Here is an 18,838-nt window from a genome sequence, read left to right as displayed (position 1 = left end):
AGGTTCCTCCGTTGGACACGACGACAGTGAACGAGCGCGGCAGCGCCGTCATCCGCCTGGACCGGGTGGACAAGCCCGACGACCAGGTCCTCGGCGGCAAGGCTGCCCGCCTGGCCGAACTCATCGCGGCCGGGTTGCCGATCCCGCCGGCGTTCTGCATCGGCACCGCGGTGTTCGAGCAGGCGATGGAGCACCTCGGCATCGACGAGGGGGAGAGCAGCGAATCCGGGCCCGTACTGCGCCGCCGCGTCCTGGACGGCACCCTGCCCGCGGCGATCACCGAGCCGATCCTGGCCGCTTATGCCGAGCTGGGCCGTCCCCGCGTGGCGGTGCGCTCGTCGGCCGTCCGCGAGGACTCCGCGGGGCAGTCGTTCGCCGGCCAGCACGACACGATCCTGGACGTCGCAGGGGACGAGGAACTGATCGCCGCGGTCAAGGAATGCTGGGCCTCCCTGTGGTCCGACCGGGCGCAGGTCTACCGCGAAGGCCCGGAACCGGCCGGCGCGATCGCCGTGATCGTCCAGGAGATGATCCACGCCGACGTCAGCGGGGTGCTGTTCACGACCGACCCGGTCAGCCCGCGGCCGCACCAGATGGTGGTCGAGGCCTGCTGGGGCCTCGGCGAGGGCCTGGTGTCCGGCAAGGTTCCGTCGGACTGGTTCCTCGTCGACGAGCGCACCATGTCGCCGGTGGAGCAGGAGATCCGGTACAAGGTCACCAAGTGCGCGCCGCTGGAACCCGGCCGGATCGGCATCACCAAGGTCGACGAAGCCGACCGCAACCTTCCGTGCCTGACCCGCGATCAACTGGAAGAGCTCGCCAGGCTGGCGGTCTCGGTCCGCACGTACTACGAGGCCGAACAGGACCTGGAGTGGGTCCTGAAGGACGGCCGCTTCCACCTCCTGCAGGCCCGGCCGATCACCACCCGCCCGCAGCGGACCGACCGCAACCGGTTGTACGTCACCGAGCAGCCGCGGCCGATCGCGGAGGGCACGCTGTGGTCCCGCATGGACATCGGCGAGATCTTCACCGGCATCATGTCCCCGCTGGGCCAGTCGTTCGCCCGGTACTACCAGGCGAACGTGCACACCGACTGCGCGCGGGCGGTCGGGGTGCTCGACCCCGGCGACCCGGACCTGCACATGGGTTACCTGCAGGGCCACATCTACCTCAACATCTCCTTCACCTCCTACATGCTCGGACAGTGCCCGCCGACCCGCGACCAGCGTCACTTCACCGCCCGGTTCGCCAGCGAAGAGGCCGACCTGACCGGCTACCACAACCCCTTCGGGACCTACCCCGGAGGCAGTGAGGGCCGGGCCGCGCTGACGCACTGGCTGCGGTGCACCGCGGTGGAGATGGCGCAGATGAAGCGCCGCGCGCAGCGGATGGTCCGCTCGCGCGAGTACGAGTTCGACCGGGCCCGCGCCCTGGACCTGACCCGGCTGAGCCGCCGCGAGCTCGATGCCGAGATGACGCGCTACCTCGGCTACTTCCACGACATGCACGTCGGCTACATGCCGTACTACATCAACGCGTTCGGCTTCTACGGCGTGCTGGCCGAACTGTGCGCGAAGTGGCTCGGCAAGGACGGCCACAACCTGCAGAACCGCGTGAAGACCGACATGTCGAGCCTCCGCACCGTCGAGTCGGCCCGGGACATCTGGGTCGTGGCCCAGGCCGCCAAGGACCGGCCGGCGGTCATGCGCCTGATCCGCGAGACCCCGTTCGAGGCCCTGCCCGCCGCCCTGCTCGCCGACGAGGCGGGAAAGGAGTTCTGGAAGAACCGGATCGAGCCGTTCCTGCGGGCCAACGGCACCCGCAGCCACCAGGAGATGGAACTGACCCACCCGCGGTGGATCGACGACCCCTCCTACGTGTTCCAGATGATCCGCCGCTACGCGGAGGACGGCTTCTCCATCGACGAGATCCTCGGCCGCAGCCGCGCCTACCAGGACGGCGACGCCGCTGTGGTGCTCACCCGGCTGCCGCGCACGAAGCGCACGGTGATCGAGAAGGTCATCGCGATGTACGTGCAGTGCAGCGAGTTGCGGGAGACCGCGCGGATGTCGATGATCACCTCGATCTGGCTGGTCCGCAACGTGGTCTACGAGGTGGGCCGCCGGCTGATCGCCGCCGGCGTTCTGCGCTCGCCGGACGAGGTGGCCTACCTCGACTTCGCCGACGTGCTCAGCTACCTGTCGGGCACCGACGAGCCGCAGGAGGTCTTCTCCCGGGTACGCCTGGAGGAGGCACGCCGCGAGTTCCAGTACGTGCGTCGGCTGCCCGAGCCCCCGCTCACGTTGATCGGCGAGCACGATCCCACGCGTGCCGTGGTGCCGGCTCCGGACGGCGCGCGCCTGGAGGGGCTGGCCGCCAGCCCGGGGCGCGTGGTGGGCCGGGCGCGGGTGATCGAGGACCTGGTCTGGCAGGCCGACGAGTTCCAGGCCGGGGAGATCCTGGTGACCCGCTTCACTGACGCGTCTTGGACGCCGTTGTTCGCCATCGCCGGTGGCGTGGTGACTGACATCGGGTCGATGCTCTCGCACAGCTCCATCGTGGCCCGCGAGTTCAACGTGCCCTCGGTGGTCAACACCAAGCAGGCCACCCGCCGCATCGCCACCGGCGACATGGTCGTGGTGGACGGTGACGCCGGCGTGGTGGAGATCGTCGAGGGCTGAGCCCGGGCTGCCTCTCGTCTTTCCCGCACTCACTTCCCGCATCCCGAAACCGGGCACCGCCTGGCGGTGCCCGGGTCCGAGAAGGAGACAGCACAATGATTCCCGATCAGTGGTACGCGATCACGCGCTCCCAGGACGTCCGCAACGACCGGCCGGTCGGCGTCCGCCGGCTCGGCATGGACCTCGTCCTGTGGCGCTCGACCGACGGCACGCTGGTGTGCCAGTCCGCACGCTGCCCGCACAAGGGCGCGAACATGGCCGACGGCCGGTTGCGCGGCGACACCCTCGGCTGCCCCTATCACGACTTCCGTTTCGACGCCGACGGCCAGTGCGTTCTCGCGCCCTGCCTGGGCGCGGACGCCAGGATCCCCAAGTCGATGCGCCTGGACACCCACCCGGTGCGCGAGGAGGCCGGGCTGATCTGGCTGTGGTGGGGCCGGCGCACCGAGCCGTTGCCCGAGGTGCAGATCCCGCCGGAAGTGCGGGACAAGCCCGAGCTGTACGCGACGTCCAGCTGGTCCCAGCCGGTCCACTACACCCGGTACATCGAGAGCCTGCTCGACTTCTACCACGTGCCGGTCGTGCACCGGGACCACTGGTTCAACTGGTTCGACTACATCGGTTGGAGCGGTACCGCCAAGCACCTCGGCCTGGACGGCAGGAAGCGTTACTTCGCCATGACCAAGGTCGAGAACAGCCGGCTGTCGGTGGACGGCACCACGCTGCGCCACGACTTCGACCTGTGCCAGGAGGGCGACCCGACCAACCGGGCGCCGATGAACGTCACCTTCACGTTCCCGGGCATGGTGCACATCCACACCGAGCCCTTCGACGTCACGATCTGGATGACCCCGATCGACGAGGAGCACACCCAGGTCCTGTTCCGCTGGTACGAGGACGCGCACCTGAAGAAGGCGCTGCGGTTCCCGGCACTGCGGCGGCTGATCCCGCGGATGGCGCTGTTCGCGCAGAAGCGGGTCCAGGAGGTGCAGGACATGCGGGTGGTCCAGCAGATCCAACCGCGCGTCACCGGCCGGAGTGTGAACCGCTTCGTGGCGGTCGACGAGCTGAACGCCAAGTACGTGGTGATGCGTGACCAACTGAAGAAGCAGGCCGGGGCCCGGCCGGACGAGCCAGAGGCGGCGTACCGGGTCGACGACGCCGAGCTGGAAGCCGAGCTGCTCGCCTCTTCGGAATGAGGCGCCGCGTGACAACAGAACGTCGCCGGCGCTAAGCTGTGAGTCATTGGGCAAACGCCCAAGGCGATCGGCCAAGGCGTACGCCTAAGGCGATCGCCCAATCGACGAGAAGACGGACCGTGCGGGCCGCTGACCGGCGGCGACCGACGCCGGCCAGTCACGACGGAGCACATAGCGGATGACACCCACGTCAGTGGAGCGGGGCCAGGAGACCAGGGCGCGGCTGCTCGCCGCCGCCGGCCAACTCATCGTTGAGGAGGGCTGGGGCGCGGTGACCACGCGCAAGATCGCGGCCCGTGCGGATGTGCGGGCCGGACTGGTCCACTATCACTTCGGCACGGTCACCGACCTGCTCATCGAGGCCTCGCTGGAGACCGTCGAGCGCGAGGTCGGGATCGTGATGGCGATGCTCGACCAGGCCCCTCCCGGCCTGCAGGGCGTCGAACTGGCTGTGGCGGGGATGGCGCAGTACTCGGCCGACCCCGCCGCGACCGTCCTGACCAGCGAGATGCTGCTCGCTGCCACCCGGAACGAGCGGCTGCGCACCGGCTTGGCCACCTTGCAGGGCAAGTGGGTCCAGGCGGTGGCGCGGTGGCTCGCCGACCACGGCCTGACCACCGACCCGGAGCCGACCGCGCTGGCCCTCGGCGCCCTGCTCGACGGCCTGGTCCTGCACCGTCTGGTCGACCCGCAGCTCGCGGTGCCGGTCGACGGCCCGCTGCGCCGGCTGATCGGCCTGCCCGAAGCGGCGGACCGACCGGCCACCCCCTGACCGACGGCCGGGGTTCCCCCGTCCCCGGCCGTCTGAGCCACTCAACCGACCGCGAAGGAGCTGCTCCGATGGATCTCCCCCCGAGCGAGCCCGTCGCGATCGTCGGGATGTCGGCGCTGTACCCGCGGGCCCGCGGCGTTGAAGCGTTCTGGGATCTGGTGACTGCCACGCGATTGCACTGCGCCTGCACCGATCCGCCGGCCGTCGAGGACCCTGCGGGACGCCCGACTCTGCCCCACGGCCTGCTCGACATCGAGGTCGATGTGGCGGAGTTCAAGATCCCGCCGGCGCAGTCGGCGTCGATGACCCGGATGCAGAAGCTCATGCTTGAGGCTTCTCGGCAAGCGCTGAGCGACGCGGGCCTCACCGACCGGCCGGTGCGCGGCGAACGGTTCGACGTGATCGTCGGGGTCTGCGCCGGACTGGACCGGCAGTATCTCAACGCGCTGCGGATCGAGGCGCAGCGGTTGGCCCACGATCTGCGATCGGCCGGACAGGACGGTTCCGGCCCGGACGCCGGGTGGGATCTCGGGCCGGACTCCGATACGGACCTGGGGCTGGACGTCGGGTCGGACCTCGGGCCGGCCGCCGACGCCGCGGCATCGGAGCTGCTGGAACTGCTCGGGCCCCGCCTGGCCGGGTCACCGCATGACCGGGTCGGTGAGATGGCCAGCACCATCCCCGCGCGCATCGCGAGCGTCTTCAAGCTCCGAGGCAGGACCGTGGCTCTGGAAGCGGCGGACGGCACCTCGCTCGTCGCGCTCGCCCACGCGGTCGGCAGTCTGCGCCGCGGCGACTCGGATACCGTGCTGGTGGTCACGGGCCAGCTGCGGGAGAGCAGTCTGCTGGCCGGTGCCCTGGACGTCAAAGGCCTGACGTCGGCCTGCGGTCACCCCTTCGCGGGCCCGGGCGACGGGTTCACCCTGGCCGAAGGGGTGAGCGCGGTGCTCCTCAAACGGCTGTCCGACGTGACCGAAGAAGACCGGGTCCGTGCGGTGATCCGTGGCTGCGCTCTGGGACAGGACCCGCGTCCGGGCACCTTCCGCTACTCGGTCTCGGTCGAACGCCGCCGGGAGGTCGCGGAACTGGCCTGCCGGGACGCGGACGTGCCCGCCGACTCCATCGGCCTGGTGGAGTGCTTCGGGTCCGGCTTCCCCAACGAAACCCGGGCCGAACTGACGGCGCTGTCAGACCTCTTCACGGGCTCGCCCGCCGAGGCGGTCCTTGGGAGCATCCGCGACCGCCTCGGCCACACCTTCGCCAACGCAGGCCTGGCGAGTGTGATCAAAGCAGCGCTCGCGCTCGAGCGCAGCACTCTGCCACCCACGTGGTCGCCCGGCGATACCCTGCCGACGCCCGGCTCCGGGTTCCGGTTCCTGACGAGCCCACAGCTCTGGGAACGGTCGGCGACGCCGCGCCGTGCCACCGTCAGCGGCGCGTCGCTGACCGGGATGCTGGCCCACTTCGTCTTGGAGGAACACCAGGCTGTCCCGGTCACACCGATACGTCGGCCGGTACGGGTCCGGGAGGGCGAACCCGTGGCGGTCATCAGCTGGGGCGCGCACTTCGCCGGTGCGAATGGCCCCGCAGCCGTGTGGGACGTCTTCCGTTCCGGACGGGACCGCATCGGCCCCCTGCCGACCCGGATCCTGGACCGGGAGCTCTACTTCGACCCCTCGGCGCTCAGTCTCACCCACACTTACACCGACCAGGGCTCGCCCGCGCCGGTCCCGACCGCTCCGCCCCGCGGTCTGCGGATCACCCCGCGCCGCTGGACGGCGATGGACGCCGCACAGCGGGTGGCCCTGACCGTGGCGGCCCAACTGTTCTCCGGCGGTGGACCGCGACCGGCCTCCCTGCATGGTCCGGGCCTGATCGCCGTCGGCTCCTCGCTGAGCCTGGGCCGCGAACGAGCCCTCAACAGCGCCGCCGAGCTGGACCTGGCGGCCAGGGCGATTCCCGCTCTCGACGCGCTCGCCCACCTGGACGGCGAAGACCGGCGGCGGCTGGCCGCCCGCACGCGCCGCCGGTTCGGCGCCCCCGAGGACCCGGACGCGCCCGGCGCCCTGGACGGCTGGCTGGCCAGCGGGACCGCCGCCGTCATCGCCGGCGAGTTCCGCCTCGCAGCGGTCCCGGTCGCGGTCGAGGCCGCCTGCGCGTCCTCGCTGGCCGCCCTGGACCTCGCGGTCGGCGCCCTGCGCAGCGGCACCGCCCGCTACGCGATCGCCGGAGGCGTGGAACTGGCCTGCAACGTCAGGGACCTGATCCTGTGCTCCTCCCTCGGTCTGCTCTCCCACGACAAGATCACGCCCTTCGACGAAGCCGCCGACGGCTTCTCGCCCGGCGACGGCTGCGCGCTGTTCCTGCTCAAGCGATACAGCGACGCGCTGGAGGACGGCGACCGCATCCTCGGCGTCATCCGCGGCGTGGGCGGATCCAACGACGCCCACTCCCTCATCGCGCCGGACCGCGCCGGCCAGGCGCGCGCCATGCGCCAGGCGTTCGGCGACGCGGGCTTCGGCCCCGACACGGTCGACTACCTGGAGGCGCACGGCACCGGCACCCGGGTCGGCGACCGGGTCGAGCTGTCGGCCGTCACCGACGTCTACGGCGGGGGAGAGCGCCGGCGTCCCCTGCAGGTGGGCTCGGCCAAGTCGTTCTTCGGCCACACCTTCGCCGCAGCCGGCGCCGCCGGCCTGCTGCGGGTGCTGCTCGCCCTGCAGGCCCGCACCTTCCCGCCGAACGCCAACCTGCGCACCATCAGCCCCGAGTTGGACCTCGACGCGATCCCCGCGTTCATCGACCGTCGGCCCGCGCCGTGGCCCGCCGGGGGGACCCGGCCGCGCCGGGCGGCCCTGAGCTCCTTCGGCACCGGCGGCATCAACTACCACGTCCTGATCGAAGAACACCCGGACGGAGTGTCATGAAACTCGACCTGGAGCCCGCGACGCACGAGCTGTGCGACCTGGTCCGCGACTTCGCGCGCAGCAAGCTGGCCGACCCCGCCGAACCCGATCCGGAGCAGTTCCGCGCGCGCTGGCGCGCGGCGGCGGAGCTGGGGCTCGCCGGCTGCTGTGCGCCGGTCGAATACGGCGGCAGCGGCCTGGGAGCCGCGGACACCGCCGGCGTGCTGGAGGCGCTCGGCGAAGGCACCGGCGACACCGGATTCGCGTTCTCCGTCGCTGCACACCTGCTCGCCTGCGTCACTCCGCTGGTGCACTTCGGGAGCGAGGAGCAGAAACGGCGGTGGCTGCCCGGGCTCTGCTCGGGCGAGCTGATAGCAGCGCACGCGGTGACCGAGCCCGAGGCCGGGTCCGACGCGATGCACCTGCGCACCCGCGCCGAACGGGTCGGCGACCACTACGTGATCACCGGAGTTAAGGCCTTCATCACCAACGCACCGGTCGCGGACGTCTTCATCGTCCAGGCGGCGACCGAACCCGACGGCGGCGTCTTCGGGCTGACCACGTTCCTCGTCGAGGCGGGAACCCCGGGCCTGAGCATAGGCAGGCCGGAGAGCAAGGTGGGTCTGCACGGATCTCCCATGGCCGAGGTCTACCTCGACGGTTGCAAGGTGCCGGTGGACCGCGTGCTGGGCGTTCCCGGAGGGGGGTCGAGCGTTTTCACGGCTTCCATGAACTGGGAGCGAACCTGCTTGTTCGCGGTCTACCTCGGGGCGATGAAGCGGGTGATCGACTCGACGATCGCCTTTGTCCGCCAGCGCGAACAGTTCGGCACGCCGATCGGTTCCTTCCAGGCCGTCGGTCATCGGATCGTCGACATGCTCCTGCGATACGAGGGCGCGCGTCTGCTGCTTTACAAAGCCGCGCACGACCTCGACGAGGGTGCCGTCGACGGGGTCTCCGCCGCGATGGCGAAGATCGCGGTCAGCGAGGCCGCGGTCCAGGTCGGTCTCGACGCGGTCCAGCTGCGCGGGGCGCAGGGCGTCATGCACGGCGAGGCCGAGCGGCTGCTTCGGGACTGCCTGCCGGCCCGCATCTTCTCCGGCAGCAACGAGATCCAGCGCAACAACGTCGCCCGGGCCTTGCGCCTCGACCGCCCCGACCGTACCGCACGCCCGAAACGCCCAGCACGCGGCGCCTGACCGGCCGCCGACGATCCACCCCCGAGTTCCCGATCGACGATGGAGTCGCCATGCACGTGATCGTTCATCCCATCCGGCTGCGCCCAGGAATCAGTCCCGCTCGATTCGAGGCCTGGGTCCGCGAGACCGACTACGCGACCTGTCCTCAGCTGCCCAGTGTGAACGCCTTCACCGTGCACCGGGTCTCCGACGACCCGGATGCCAAGATCCACTTCTTCGAGATCATCTGGGCCACCAGCCGTGCGGCGTTCGAGCGGGACATGCAGATCAGCGCGTTCCGCACGCTCAGCGCCGACTTCAGTGCGCTGGCTTCGGTCGTGGCCGAAATCTCCGGGGATCCCATCGAGCCGGGCTACCTGGCCGCCTGAAAGGACGAACCATCCGATGACGACACAACGACGTCCCTCGTCCGCAACGCCTGCCGGAACGCCCGACGGAACAGCGTCGTCGCGACCGGCGAGCAGCGCCTTCCTCCCGCTCCGCCGCCGCCGGGTGATCTACCTGGTGGTCGTGTTCTGGCTGATCGTCATCGGCGCCACGGCCGGCTTCTCGGGGAAGCTCTCCGGCGCGGAGAAGAACACCGTCGAGCAGTCTCTGCCCAGCAGCGCCGAGTCCACCCAGGTCTACAAGATCCAGTCGCTGTTCCAGAACCCGGACACGGTGCCGGCCGTCATCGTCTACGAGCGGGCCGGCGGCCTGACGGCTCAGGACCGGGCCAAGGCCGCGGCCGACGCCAAGCAGTACGCCACGCTCACCGACCTCAGCGGGCAGGTCTTCGGTCCGCAGTTCTCCACCGACGGCCAGGCCGCCGAGACGGTGATCCCGCTCAACCTCGGCCAGAACTACCTCACCAAGGCCAAGGGCGCGGTGACCGCGCTGCGCGGCGTCGCCACGGACCAGGCGCCAGCCGGCCTCGCGATCCATGTCGCGGGACCCGCGGGCTACTCGGCCGACCTGAGCAAAGCGGTCGGCGGCATCGACAGCACCCTGCTGTATTCCACGCTCATCGTCGTCATTGCCATCCTGCTTTTGACCTACCGCAGTCCCGTGCTGTGGCTGCTCCCCATCATCTGCGCGGGGATCGCCCTGACCGTGGCACAGGGGATCATCTACCTGCTGGCGGCTCATGCCGGACTGACGGTCAGTTCCGACGGCGCAGGCATCCTCACCATCCTCGTCTTCGGCGCCACCACCGACTACTCGCTCCTGCTGATCGCCCGTTACCGTGAGGAACTGCGCAACCACGACAGCCGCGTTGAGGCCATGTCGGTGGCCCTGCGCCGTTCCGGGCCCGCGGTGATCGCCAGTGCGTCCACCGTCGCGATCAGCATGCTCTGCCTCAGCTTCGCCGACATGAACGCCACCCGGGGCCTTGGACCGGTGTTCGCGGTTGGCATCGCGGTCGGCGCGCTGGTGATGCTCACCCTGTTCCCCTTGCTCATGGTCGCCTGCGGCCGGTGGATCTTCTGGCCCTCAGTGCCCCGCGTCGGCGGCGGCGAGCACGCGAACGTGGGCCGGTGGGCCGCCGTCGGCGACCGGATCGCCCGCCGGCCGCGCCTGGCCTGGATCGGCACCGCGCTGATCCTCGGAGTCGGGGCCATCGGCATCGGGCAACTGCACTCCGGCGGCCTGTCGGTCGCCCAGGAGTTCACAGCCACCCAGGACTCGGTGGTCGGCAACGCCGCCGTCGCCCGCCACTTCGACGCCGCGGTCGCCAGCCCGCTGGAGATCACCGCGCGCGCCGGGAGCGCGGACCAGGTGCACCAGGCCCTGCAGACGGTGCCCGGGATCGCGCCGGGCAGCGTCACAGCGCCCGTGCTGAAGGACGGGTACGCGTATCAGGAGGCGACACTCACCGGCGCGCCGGACAGCTCGGCGGCCTACGCCACCGTGCGAAACGCCCGCACCGCCGTGCACGCCGTCGCGGGCGCCGACGCCAAGGTCGGTGGGGACAGTGCCATGAACCTGGACGCCCGAAGCGCCAGCGGGCACGACCGCGCGCTGATCGCGCCCATCGTTCTGGCGGTGGTGCTCGCCATCTTGATCCTGTTGCTGCGCGCGCTGGTGAGCCCGTTGCTGCTGATCGGCACGGTGGTGCTGTCCTGCGCCACCACCTTGGGTGTCAGCGCGCTCGTGTTCCGGCACATCTTCCACTTCGGAGCCGAGGACAATTCTTTCCCGCTCTACGTCTTCGTCTTCCTGATCGCATTGGGGATCGACTACAACATCTTCTTGATGACCCGGATCCGAGAGGAAACCCACAGCGTGGGAACACGTCCGGCAACACTGCGCGGCCTGGCGTCCACCGGCGGTGTCATCACCTCCGCCGGCATCGTCCTGGCCGGCACCTTCGCGGTCCTGGGCACCCTGCCGCTGACCCAGTTCGCAGAGCTCGGATTCGCGGTCGCCTTCGGCGTCCTCATCGACACCGTCATCGTGCGTTCGGTGATGGTGACCGCCCTCAACCTGGACATCGGCCGCCGCATCTGGTGGCCCAGCGCGTTGTGGCGTAAGCAGGACGCCACGGAAGCGGCCCCGGTGCGGGATGCCGAAGTCCCTGCGCGGCCGTGACCGTCGGCGATTGTCGATCCTGGTTCAGGGCAAGTTGTACGCATAATGCCACCAGTCGGGTACAAAACATGGGGGATTTTCATGAACGTCGGATCTCGCCGCGTGTCGCAGGGGCCTGTTCCGGCTCCTGCGACACGCCGCGCTGACGTATCCGGCCGAGCCGGCCGTCGTCATATCGGAGCACAGATATGATGCTCAGGGTCCTACTGTGCTGCGACGGGTCGATGCTGGCCGGGTGTCTACGGCTGCTTCTGACGCACGCGGAGGACTTCACCGTCGTCGGCGAGGGCACGGGCGACGTCATCCTGGACGCCGCGCGCGAGCTGCGGCCCGATGTGACGGTCGTCGTCTCGCCGGCCTTGACGATCAACGATGTCCACGAGCTCGGTGCCCTGGCCGAGGTCACCAAAGTGGTGCTGGCCGCCAAGGGGGAGAACGCCCACCGGGCGGTCGAGGTGATGCGCCGTGGCGTCCACGCCATCTTGTCCCAGGAGGGCTCCGCCGAGGACCTGCTGCAGGCCCTCCGGATGGTCGCGATCAGCGACGTCATGATCATGCCGGCGGCCGCAGCCCCGGAGCTCCGGCGCGAGCCGGGGCCCTGGCACTCGGACACGTCCCAGCGCCTGGCCGCCAAGCTGAGCGCACGGCAGGCGGAGACCATGCTCCTGCTCGCGCAGGGATGCTCGAACATGCAGATCGCCGAGAAGCTGGCGGTGTCGGACGCGACAGTGCGCTCCCACGTCCACCAGCTTCTCGGCAGACTCGGCGTACGGACCCGCGCACAGGCCGTCGCGGTCGCCTACGAGACCGGGCTCATCGCCTTGCTGGGCGAGGACTCAGCGATGCGTACGTGACCCCGCCGTGGCCGAACGGGAAGCAGAGAATTCTCGTTCGGTCCACACCACCGAAAGGTCGTTCAGATCCGGCGCCTGTTCCAGGATCTGCGCCTGCCGGCGCAGGAGCCCGTCGCCGGGTCGCACACCCAGCTGTTCGTCAAGGTGGCGGCGAGTGACGGCGTAGGCCTCGAGCGCCTCGCTCTGCCGGCCGGTCCGATACAGGGCCAGCATCAGCAGTTCGCAGAAGCGCTCCCGCAGCGGGTAGCGGGCCGTCAACTGCTGGAGTTCGGGAACGGTCTCCCGCACCTGGCCGAGCGCGATCCGCGCCGTGATCAGGTCCTCCCACGCCACGAGCCGACGCTCGTCCAGCAGCGCGGCAGCGCCCCGGCAGCGCATTCCGTCACCCGCGTCGAGAAGGGCGGGCCCGCGCCAAAGCCGGAGACTCGACTCCAGCAGCTCCGCGGCGCGTATGGGGCTCTTCGCCAGCTGAGCGGTTCCCTGCGCAGCGGTGTCGAGGAACCGGTTGCTGTCGATCCACCCCGCCGGCAAATCCAGTAAGTAGCCCTTCGGCACGGCGCGAAGCAACGCCCCCACGGAAGCTCCCCCCGCCGCATCAAGGATCTTGCGCACCCGCGTCGCCGTCACCTGCAGAGCGTTGTGCGTGTTGCGCATCGGCTGCCCCGCCCAGAGCTCCTCGGCGAGTTCGACACGTGCCACGGCGCGCCCGGGCTCCAGCGCGAGGGTGGCGAGCAGTGCCCGCACCTTGCTCGCTTTTATCTCACGGTGAATTCCATCGTGCACAATTGATACTGGACCAAGAATACTGATCTCCATGCTTCCCCTCGCAAAGGTGATCAACGGTCAAAGGCTTCCTCGCATCCCCCGATCCAATTGCCTCAGTTCCTGCTTGAGTCTTTCAGATCGAACACGGGGGCGCCATCCAACAAACGTATGTAATGCTTGGGTGGCGTTGAGGTGGCTCAAGGGGTTGTGACTCAACCTTTCGTTTAGTGAGCCTCGCCGCTCCTGCTCCGTCGACAGGGTTGCAGAGTTGGGGATGGCGGACCTTTGTGATCCGTTCAAATCAGATCTGTGCACTATTGCCAGCGCGTTGTGGCGTCTCCTGGTATCGCGAAAGTTGTCGATTCAATTAGTCCTGCGGGTCCGGGTCTCGGTGCGAGTGGAGAAGAAGCTGTAGCCGAGTAAGTAGCCGAAGGTAGCGGTCGCCGCGTTTCAGGGCTTGCGGCTGTAGGCGCGCAACGTCAGCGGTGCGAATACCGCGATCGTTGCCAGCGTGGTGAGTAGAACCCCCACGACCTGGCTGGCAATGACGGTCCCGGCCATGGCGGCGCGGGTGGTGGTGACCAGGTGGCTGACCGGGTTGACGTCCACGAAGTCGCGCAGCCAGCCGGGCATGGTGGCCGGCTGCACGAAGGTGTTGCTGGCCATCGTGAGCGGGAACAGCACCACCATCGCCAGGCTCATGATCGAGTTCGCGGACCGCAGGAGCAGGCCGAGCCAGCAGAACACCCAGGACAGTGCGGAGGCGAAGGCGATCACGAGCGCCATGCCGAGGGCCGTGCCGTCGACGCCGCCGTGAGGACGGAAGCCGAGTGCCAGCCCGAGGCCGACGACGAGCGTGGAGGCCAGCAAGTAGCGGAGTGTGTCGCCGAGCAGCGCGCCGACAATCGGGGCGGGGCGCCATATCGGCAGGGTGCGGAAGCGGTCGTAGACGCCCTTGTCCAGGTCGGCGTTCAGGTTGATGCCGGTGTACATGGTGGCCAGCAGGACCGCCATGACCAGTGTTCCGGGTAGCAGGAACTGCAGGTAGCGGTGTGTGGATCCAGCCAGGGCGCCTCCGAAGAGGTAGGTGAACAGCAGCGTGAAGATGATCGGCACGGCGATGACGTCAGACAGCTGTTCGGGCACGTGGCGGATCTTCAGCAGCGATCTCCATGCGAAGACGCGGGCGGCGGCCCAAGGGCCGGCCGGGTCTGGGCGCGATCCGAGCACCACGGTGGGCACGGGGAACCGGGGTGTGGTGTGGGTGGTCGTGGTCATGTTGGTCCCCTTGCGGTCAGGCGGTGGCGGGCTCGGTGGCGTCGGGCTGCGGGGCACGTCCTGTGAGGCTGAGGAACACCTCGTCCAGGCTGGGTTGCTCCAGGGCGAAAGAGGCCAGGGCGATTCCGGCCCTTTCGAGCTGCGACAGTGCGGCGAGCGCGCGCTGGGGCTCGATGGCGGTGACGGTCAGTGCGGCGGGGTCGCCGTCCAACTGCGGGGACGTGCCAAGGGATGCGGTCAGCAGGTGGACGACGTCGTCGCGGCGGTGCGGCTCGGCCAGGCGGATCCGCAACGCGCCGGTTCCGGTGGCGGCTTTGAGTTCGTCGGGTGTGCCTTCGGCGATGACTTGTCCGCGGTCGATCACGGCCAGCCGGTCGGCCAGTTGATCGGCCTCGTCGAGGTATTGCGTGGTGAGCAGGATGGTGACTCCCTGCCCGGCCAGGGACCGGACGGTCTCCCAGACCTGGTTGCGGCCGGCCGGGTCCAGTCCGGTGGTGGGCTCGTCCAGGAACAGCAGTTCGGGGGTGGCGATCAGGCTGGCGGCGATGTCCAGGCGGCGGCGCATGCCGCCGGAGTAGGACTTCACCAGCTTGTCGGCGGCGTCTTCGAGGCCAAAGCTGGACAACAGCTCTGCCGCGCGTTCGGCCGCGGGTCGGGGCCGATGGCCGAGCAGGCGTGCCAGTATCCGAAGGTTCTCGGCGCCGGTCAGGTCGTCGTCGAGGGCTGCGAACTGCCCAGTCAGTGCGATGCGGCTGCGTACCGCGTCGGCCTCGCCGACGACGTCGTGGCCCAGAATGGTCGCGGTTCCGGCGTCGGGGCGCAGCAGCGTGGCCAGCATGCGCACGGTCGTGGTCTTGCCGGCGCCGTTCGGCCCGAGGAGCCCGTAGACCTTTCCGGCGGGGACCGTCAAGTCCAGGCCGTCTACGGCGTGGTTGTCCCCGAAGTGCTTGGTCAGGCCGACGGCGTGGATGGCTGGGTCGGTCGGTGTAGCCATGGAAGGTCCCCTCAGCGTGGTACGGCGGCGATCGACTTAAAGGTGACACTGATGTCACGGTAAACCGCTGCGCTAAGATAAGCAACCGTGTCACCTTTAAGCGAGAAACCGCGGCAGCGCCGCCTGCGCTCGGACGCCGTGCAGAACGCCGAGGCGATTTTGAACGCGGCCTCGGCGGTTCTGGCCGAACGGCCGGAGGCCGGGCTGGCCGAGGTCGCCCAGGCCGCGGGAGTCAGCCGCAAGACCCTGTACGCGCACTTCGCTTCCCGCGACGCTTTGATCAACGCTCTGATCGAGCGGGCCACCGAACGCGTCGTCTGTGCACTCGAAGCCGCCGACCTGGACTCTGGCCCGGCTGATCAGGCTCTGGTGCGGTTGATGGAGATCGGCTGGCGCAGCATGGACACCGATCCGTTCCTGCTGCACCTGTCGTCGCCTCCGGCATCCCCGGAGCAGGACCGTGACCGGCATGAGCCGATCCTGGAGCGCCTGCAGGCAGTCGTCGCACGCGGTCAGCGCGAAGGACACATCGATCCGAAGCTCACGATCGACTGGGTCCTGGCCGCGGTCCTGGCACTCGGACACGCGGCGGGCGAAGAGGTGCGCACTGGGCGGATGGATTCGAATCAGGCGATCGAGACGCTGCGGATCAGCATCCCGCGGCTGGTCCGCCCGGACGGATCGGTTGCGCGGTGAGTCCCTGGCGACTCCGCAGGTGATATGCGTTGCCCGCGTGGATTCCGTGACCGCCTGCTGGACCAACCTCGTCAGTCCGACCCGCTCGGACAACCGCCTGGCCGATGACATCGGCGCCGCCCTTGATCACGGTGGGGCGACCGGCCGTGGCTTCGATTCCCGCCGCGCGGTCACTCGGGGCGTCCCGGATCTTGGTGGCCACTCGGTTCGCGGCACAACGTGAACAGGTCGTCCACCATGCGGGTGAGCTGGTCTACTGCCGTGAGCGTCTGGGTATAGCAGGCATCCAGCTCCGTGGCCGTATCGTCCTCCAGCGCCACGGTCAGGGCGTGCAGGTTCGCGAGCGGGGTGTGCAGTTCGAGGCTGGCCTTGGTCAGCAGCTCTCGGCGAGAGCGTTCCTCGGCGCGTTCTTGTTCACGTGACCTGCTCAGCCGGGCTTCGGTCGCGACCAGTTCACAGCTGAGATCGTCCAGTTCGGCGGTGGCCAGCCTGACCGGCTGGTGTGGGTGCTCGCTACGCGCTTGTTCGCCTATGGTGCGTATTGCCGCGCGCAGGATTCTTAGATCTGCGGTGACGCGCTGCGTGAGCAGCACTGCCATGGCCGGGAGGGCAAGCGCGGCGGCGATGCAGACCGCGACCTGCCCGGACAAAAACCCCGTGCGAACAGTGCACAGGCTTCCTGCGGTTGTCGACAAGGCTATGGGTGCCAGCGCCGTGATGAGTTTGGCGTAGAGCGACCGGCCGCGCAGCAACCGCAACGCCACCAGCCCGATCGCACCGGCTGCGGCAGCGCAGCCGCCGGCGATCAGCAGGGTCCGTCGCAGATCGGTCACGGAGTGGTCGCCTCGGTCTCAGCGAGGGCCTGCTTCTCCGGCGCTTCGTTCATCGGCGCTTCAGGTAGTCGGCCCGTGTCATACGCAGTCGAACCGCGAAGGCGATCGCGGCCACGCCGAACAGTACAGCGGTGATCGCCAGCCAGCGGCCGAGGTAGACGCCTTCTGAGAGCCCGGTATCGCGCTGGTACGGGGCTGACAGATCGAGGATCAGGGGGAACCACACGAGCAGGAGCAGCCCGGACAGGAAGGCCGGTACTCGCAGATAGTTGATCCACGGCAGTGCCGGTGTGTGCTGGTTGCGGTGCCGCAGCACGGAGCGGGCGGATAGGTCGGCGAGGGAGTAGAGCGGGAGCAGGATCAGGTCGTGGCCGATGGCGGCGCCGAGGAACCAGATCGACACCTGCAGCGGGCGGTCGGTGGTCAGGCGCTGGCCCGCATAACCGGCGAGGGCCAGCGAGCAGATCAGGGCGAGCAGGTGCAGTGGCCCGTCGCCGTACCAGCGGAGGAAGCGGTTCATGGTCAGGTCCTGAAGGTCAGTCGGCGGACCCATTTGGTGTTGTTCACGCCGGGGTTGGCCGGGACGATGATGCGGGCCGGGTAGCCGTGGTCCAGGGACAGGTCGGCGCCGTTGACGCGCAGGGCGAGCAGGGACCGGGGGTCGCGGATCTGGTTGCCGCGCAGCATCACCGATGTGTAGGGGCCGGGTGGCTGGACCGATTCCACCAGTACGGTGCCGGCGTCGGGGAGGCCGGCCATCGCCGCCAGGTCGGCGAGCCGCAGGCCGCTCCAGTGCTGGTCCGGTGTCGACCAGCCCTCCACGCAGGCGATCGGCAGTGCCGCCGAGTGCTGAGGCAGCGTAAGCAACTCCGCGCGGGTGAAAGTCAGCATCGTGGCGTGGCCGGCGACCTCCAGCCGCCAGTCGGGGCCGACATCGGAGGCTGAGATGCCCACGGCGGCGGCCGTCTTGTTGATCTGGAAGCCGTTCGGTCCGCTACCTGGGTTGCGGCCGTGCGGTGCGAGCAGCGCGGTGACGCGTAGGCGTCCGCCGATGCTCTGTCCGGCCGTGACCGCCAGCAGCGCCAGGGATCCCGCCCCGACCATGCCGACCGCGCCGCGCCTGCTGATGGTCGGTGCCGCCGGGGCGGCCGGTACCAGGCTGAGGCCGTCCTGGTCCGCGTCCGCGGGTTCGGGGCGGGTGTGGGCCAGGTCGGTGCGCAGTTCGGTGACGAAGCTGCGGGAGCGCAGCGCGCGCCACATCGGGCCCGCCTTCAGAGTCACGTGCACGATGAACGCGGCGATGAAGACCCAGGCCCCGTAGAGGTGCAGCCGGTAGAAGGAGCCCGGGAAGATGTAGTACAGCTGGATGTTGAAGATCCCGGTCACGAACTCGAAGATCACCCCGCCGACCAGCAGCACCAGCGTCAGCCGCTCCAGCGCGTTGGCGGGGTTGCGTACCGGCGGCCACGCGAACAGTCTCGGGATGACCGACCACAGCTTGGCCAGCAGCACCGGCACCAGGACGACGCCGAGCGTGACGTGCACACCCTGGGTGAGTCGGTACAGCCAGTACGGATGGGTCGGCCAGTGGAAGAGGTAGAAGCCGAGCAGGCCCTTGTCCGGGGTCTGATCATTGAGTGGGCCGAGCCCGGGATTGTAGGCGGCGTAGGACAGCGCACCAGTCACGAACAGCACGGGGATGCCGGCCAGCAGCACCAGCCCGAACACGGAGGTCAGCCAAGGTCCGCGGATCGGACTGCGCCAGAACCCGGGCTGGAACGGCCCACCCGGCGCGGGTGCTTCCCGCAGGCGACGCGACGTTGCCCGGGCGTTCGCGACCACCCGGCCGATCTGCTGACCGGCTGCCCGGGCCGCGCGACGGAGTGCAGCGGCGCCGTGCTTGATGGGCGCTTGTGCGCGCTGGCTCGTCTGCCGCGGTGGCTTCGGTGTTCCGCCTGATCCGCCGGCCACAACAATCCTCCTCCTGGCGAATGCGGGGGCGGCAGACTGGACAGTGTTCGCCGCCGGGGCCGCTGGGAAATCTCACCAGCGAAGTCCGGCGAAACCACAACGCACACGCGGCCATCCGG

15 protein-coding genes are annotated in these 18,838 nt (G+C 69.4%); 9 read left to right on the top strand and 6 right to left on the bottom strand.

The features are described 5' to 3' along the window. Positions 1 to 11 precede the first annotated feature (11 nt). From redH to GWK61_RS06235, 8 genes are all read left to right on the top strand, one after another. Positions 12 to 2,681, top strand: coding sequence for an undecylprodigiosin ligase RedH (redH, locus tag GWK61_RS06270; protein WP_228561833.1), 2,670 nt, complete (start codon positions 12 to 14; stop codon positions 2,679 to 2,681). Positions 2,682 to 2,776: 95 nt separating this feature from the next. Further along, positions 2,777 to 3,880: a Rieske 2Fe-2S domain-containing protein gene (locus GWK61_RS06265; RefSeq protein WP_194905949.1), complete on the top strand. Its 1,104-nt coding sequence runs from the start codon at positions 2,777 to 2,779 to the stop codon at positions 3,878 to 3,880. Positions 3,881 to 4,058: 178 nt separating this feature from the next. Beyond that, positions 4,059 to 4,652 carry a TetR/AcrR family transcriptional regulator gene (locus tag GWK61_RS06260; protein ID WP_194905947.1) on the top strand — a complete coding sequence of 198 codons (594 nt, stop codon included), beginning with the start codon at positions 4,059 to 4,061 and terminating at the stop codon, positions 4,650 to 4,652. 68 nt (positions 4,653 to 4,720) lie between these two features. Next, positions 4,721 to 7,579: a beta-ketoacyl [acyl carrier protein] synthase domain-containing protein gene (locus GWK61_RS06255; protein WP_194905945.1), complete on the top strand. Its 2,859-nt coding sequence runs from the start codon at positions 4,721 to 4,723 to the stop codon at positions 7,577 to 7,579. After that, positions 7,576 to 8,757, top strand: a complete 1,182-nt coding sequence (redW, locus tag GWK61_RS06250) for an L-prolyl-[peptidyl-carrier protein] dehydrogenase (RefSeq protein WP_194905943.1) — start codon at positions 7,576 to 7,578, stop codon at positions 8,755 to 8,757. The genes GWK61_RS06255 and redW overlap by 4 nt, the downstream gene beginning before the upstream one ends. A gap of 50 nt (positions 8,758 to 8,807) precedes the next feature. Then, positions 8,808 to 9,125 carry a RedY/HapK family protein gene (locus tag GWK61_RS06245; RefSeq protein WP_194905941.1) on the top strand — a complete coding sequence of 106 codons (318 nt, stop codon included), beginning with the start codon at positions 8,808 to 8,810 and terminating at the stop codon, positions 9,123 to 9,125. 16 nt (positions 9,126 to 9,141) lie between these two features. Further along, positions 9,142 to 11,328, top strand: coding sequence for an MMPL family transporter (locus tag GWK61_RS06240; protein WP_194905939.1), 2,187 nt, complete (start codon positions 9,142 to 9,144; stop codon positions 11,326 to 11,328). Positions 11,329 to 11,516: 188 nt separating this feature from the next. Next, positions 11,517 to 12,182 carry a response regulator transcription factor gene (locus GWK61_RS06235; RefSeq protein ID WP_194905937.1) on the top strand — a complete coding sequence of 222 codons (666 nt, stop codon included), beginning with the start codon at positions 11,517 to 11,519 and terminating at the stop codon, positions 12,180 to 12,182. On the opposite strand, the gene GWK61_RS06230 is transcribed toward GWK61_RS06235, so the two are convergent. From GWK61_RS06230 to GWK61_RS06220, 3 genes are all read right to left on the bottom strand, one after another. Then, positions 12,165 to 12,998, bottom strand: a complete 834-nt coding sequence (locus GWK61_RS06230) for an AfsR/SARP family transcriptional regulator (RefSeq protein ID WP_194905935.1) — start codon at positions 12,996 to 12,998, stop codon at positions 12,165 to 12,167. The genes GWK61_RS06235 and GWK61_RS06230 overlap by 18 nt on opposite strands. 399 nt (positions 12,999 to 13,397) lie before the next feature. Next, positions 13,398 to 14,225 carry an ABC transporter permease gene (locus GWK61_RS06225; protein WP_194905933.1) on the bottom strand — a complete coding sequence of 276 codons (828 nt, stop codon included), beginning with the start codon at positions 14,223 to 14,225 and terminating at the stop codon, positions 13,398 to 13,400. Between the two features lie 16 nt (positions 14,226 to 14,241). Then, complete coding sequence (locus GWK61_RS06220; RefSeq protein WP_194905932.1) at positions 14,242 to 15,219, bottom strand: ATP-binding cassette domain-containing protein; 978 nt, start codon at positions 15,217 to 15,219, stop codon at positions 14,242 to 14,244. Between the two features lie 87 nt (positions 15,220 to 15,306). Here GWK61_RS06220 and GWK61_RS06215 point away from each other — a divergent pair, with 87 nt between their 5' ends. Further along, a complete protein-coding gene (locus GWK61_RS06215; protein WP_194905930.1) occupies positions 15,307 to 15,915 on the top strand; it encodes a TetR/AcrR family transcriptional regulator in 609 nt (202 codons plus the stop codon). Between the two features lie 170 nt (positions 15,916 to 16,085). Here GWK61_RS06215 and GWK61_RS06210 read toward each other — a convergent pair whose 3' ends face one another. Genes GWK61_RS06210 through GWK61_RS06200 form a run of 3 tightly spaced genes read right to left on the bottom strand, consistent with a single transcriptional unit; the run spans position 16,086 to position 18,557 of the window. Then, complete coding sequence (locus tag GWK61_RS06210; protein WP_194905928.1) at positions 16,086 to 16,748, bottom strand: ATP-binding protein; 663 nt, start codon at positions 16,746 to 16,748, stop codon at positions 16,086 to 16,088. A gap of 49 nt (positions 16,749 to 16,797) precedes the next feature. Continuing rightward, complete coding sequence (locus GWK61_RS06205) at positions 16,798 to 17,268, bottom strand: hypothetical protein (RefSeq protein WP_194905925.1); 471 nt, start codon at positions 17,266 to 17,268, stop codon at positions 16,798 to 16,800. 2 nt (positions 17,269 to 17,270) lie between these two features. Continuing rightward, positions 17,271 to 18,557: a molybdopterin-dependent oxidoreductase gene (locus GWK61_RS06200; RefSeq protein WP_369125558.1), complete on the bottom strand. Its 1,287-nt coding sequence runs from the start codon at positions 18,555 to 18,557 to the stop codon at positions 17,271 to 17,273. Positions 18,558 to 18,838 lie beyond the last annotated feature (281 nt).

The sequence above is a fragment of the Catenulispora rubra genome, assembly GCF_015356825.1.
Taxonomy (GTDB): domain Bacteria; phylum Actinomycetota; class Actinomycetes; order Streptomycetales; family Catenulisporaceae; genus Catenulispora; species Catenulispora rubra.
This window is presented reverse-complemented; position numbering and strand designations above follow the sequence as displayed.

What these genes read in the sequence shown, in the direction of transcription:
- GWK61_RS06205 (WP_194905925.1), bottom strand. Translation starts at nt 17,268, where the DNA reads ATGAACCGCTTCCTCCGCTGGTACGGCGACGGGCCACTGCACCTGCTC.
- GWK61_RS06235 (WP_194905937.1), top strand. Translation starts at nt 11,517, where the DNA reads ATGATGCTCAGGGTCCTACTGTGCTGCGACGGGTCGATGCTGGCCGGG.
- GWK61_RS06255 (WP_194905945.1), top strand. Translation starts at nt 4,721, where the DNA reads ATGGATCTCCCCCCGAGCGAGCCCGTCGCGATCGTCGGGATGTCGGCG.
- GWK61_RS06260 (WP_194905947.1), top strand. Translation starts at nt 4,059, where the DNA reads ATGACACCCACGTCAGTGGAGCGGGGCCAGGAGACCAGGGCGCGGCTG.
- GWK61_RS06240 (WP_194905939.1), top strand. Translation starts at nt 9,142, where the DNA reads ATGACGACACAACGACGTCCCTCGTCCGCAACGCCTGCCGGAACGCCC.
- GWK61_RS06245 (WP_194905941.1), top strand. Translation starts at nt 8,808, where the DNA reads ATGCACGTGATCGTTCATCCCATCCGGCTGCGCCCAGGAATCAGTCCC.
- GWK61_RS06230 (WP_194905935.1), bottom strand. Translation starts at nt 12,998, where the DNA reads ATGGAGATCAGTATTCTTGGTCCAGTATCAATTGTGCACGATGGAATT.
- GWK61_RS06220 (WP_194905932.1), bottom strand. Translation starts at nt 15,219, where the DNA reads ATGGCTACACCGACCGACCCAGCCATCCACGCCGTCGGCCTGACCAAG.
- redW (WP_194905943.1), top strand. Translation starts at nt 7,576, where the DNA reads ATGAAACTCGACCTGGAGCCCGCGACGCACGAGCTGTGCGACCTGGTC.
- GWK61_RS06265 (WP_194905949.1), top strand. Translation starts at nt 2,777, where the DNA reads ATGATTCCCGATCAGTGGTACGCGATCACGCGCTCCCAGGACGTCCGC.
- GWK61_RS06225 (WP_194905933.1), bottom strand. Translation starts at nt 14,225, where the DNA reads ATGACCACGACCACCCACACCACACCCCGGTTCCCCGTGCCCACCGTG.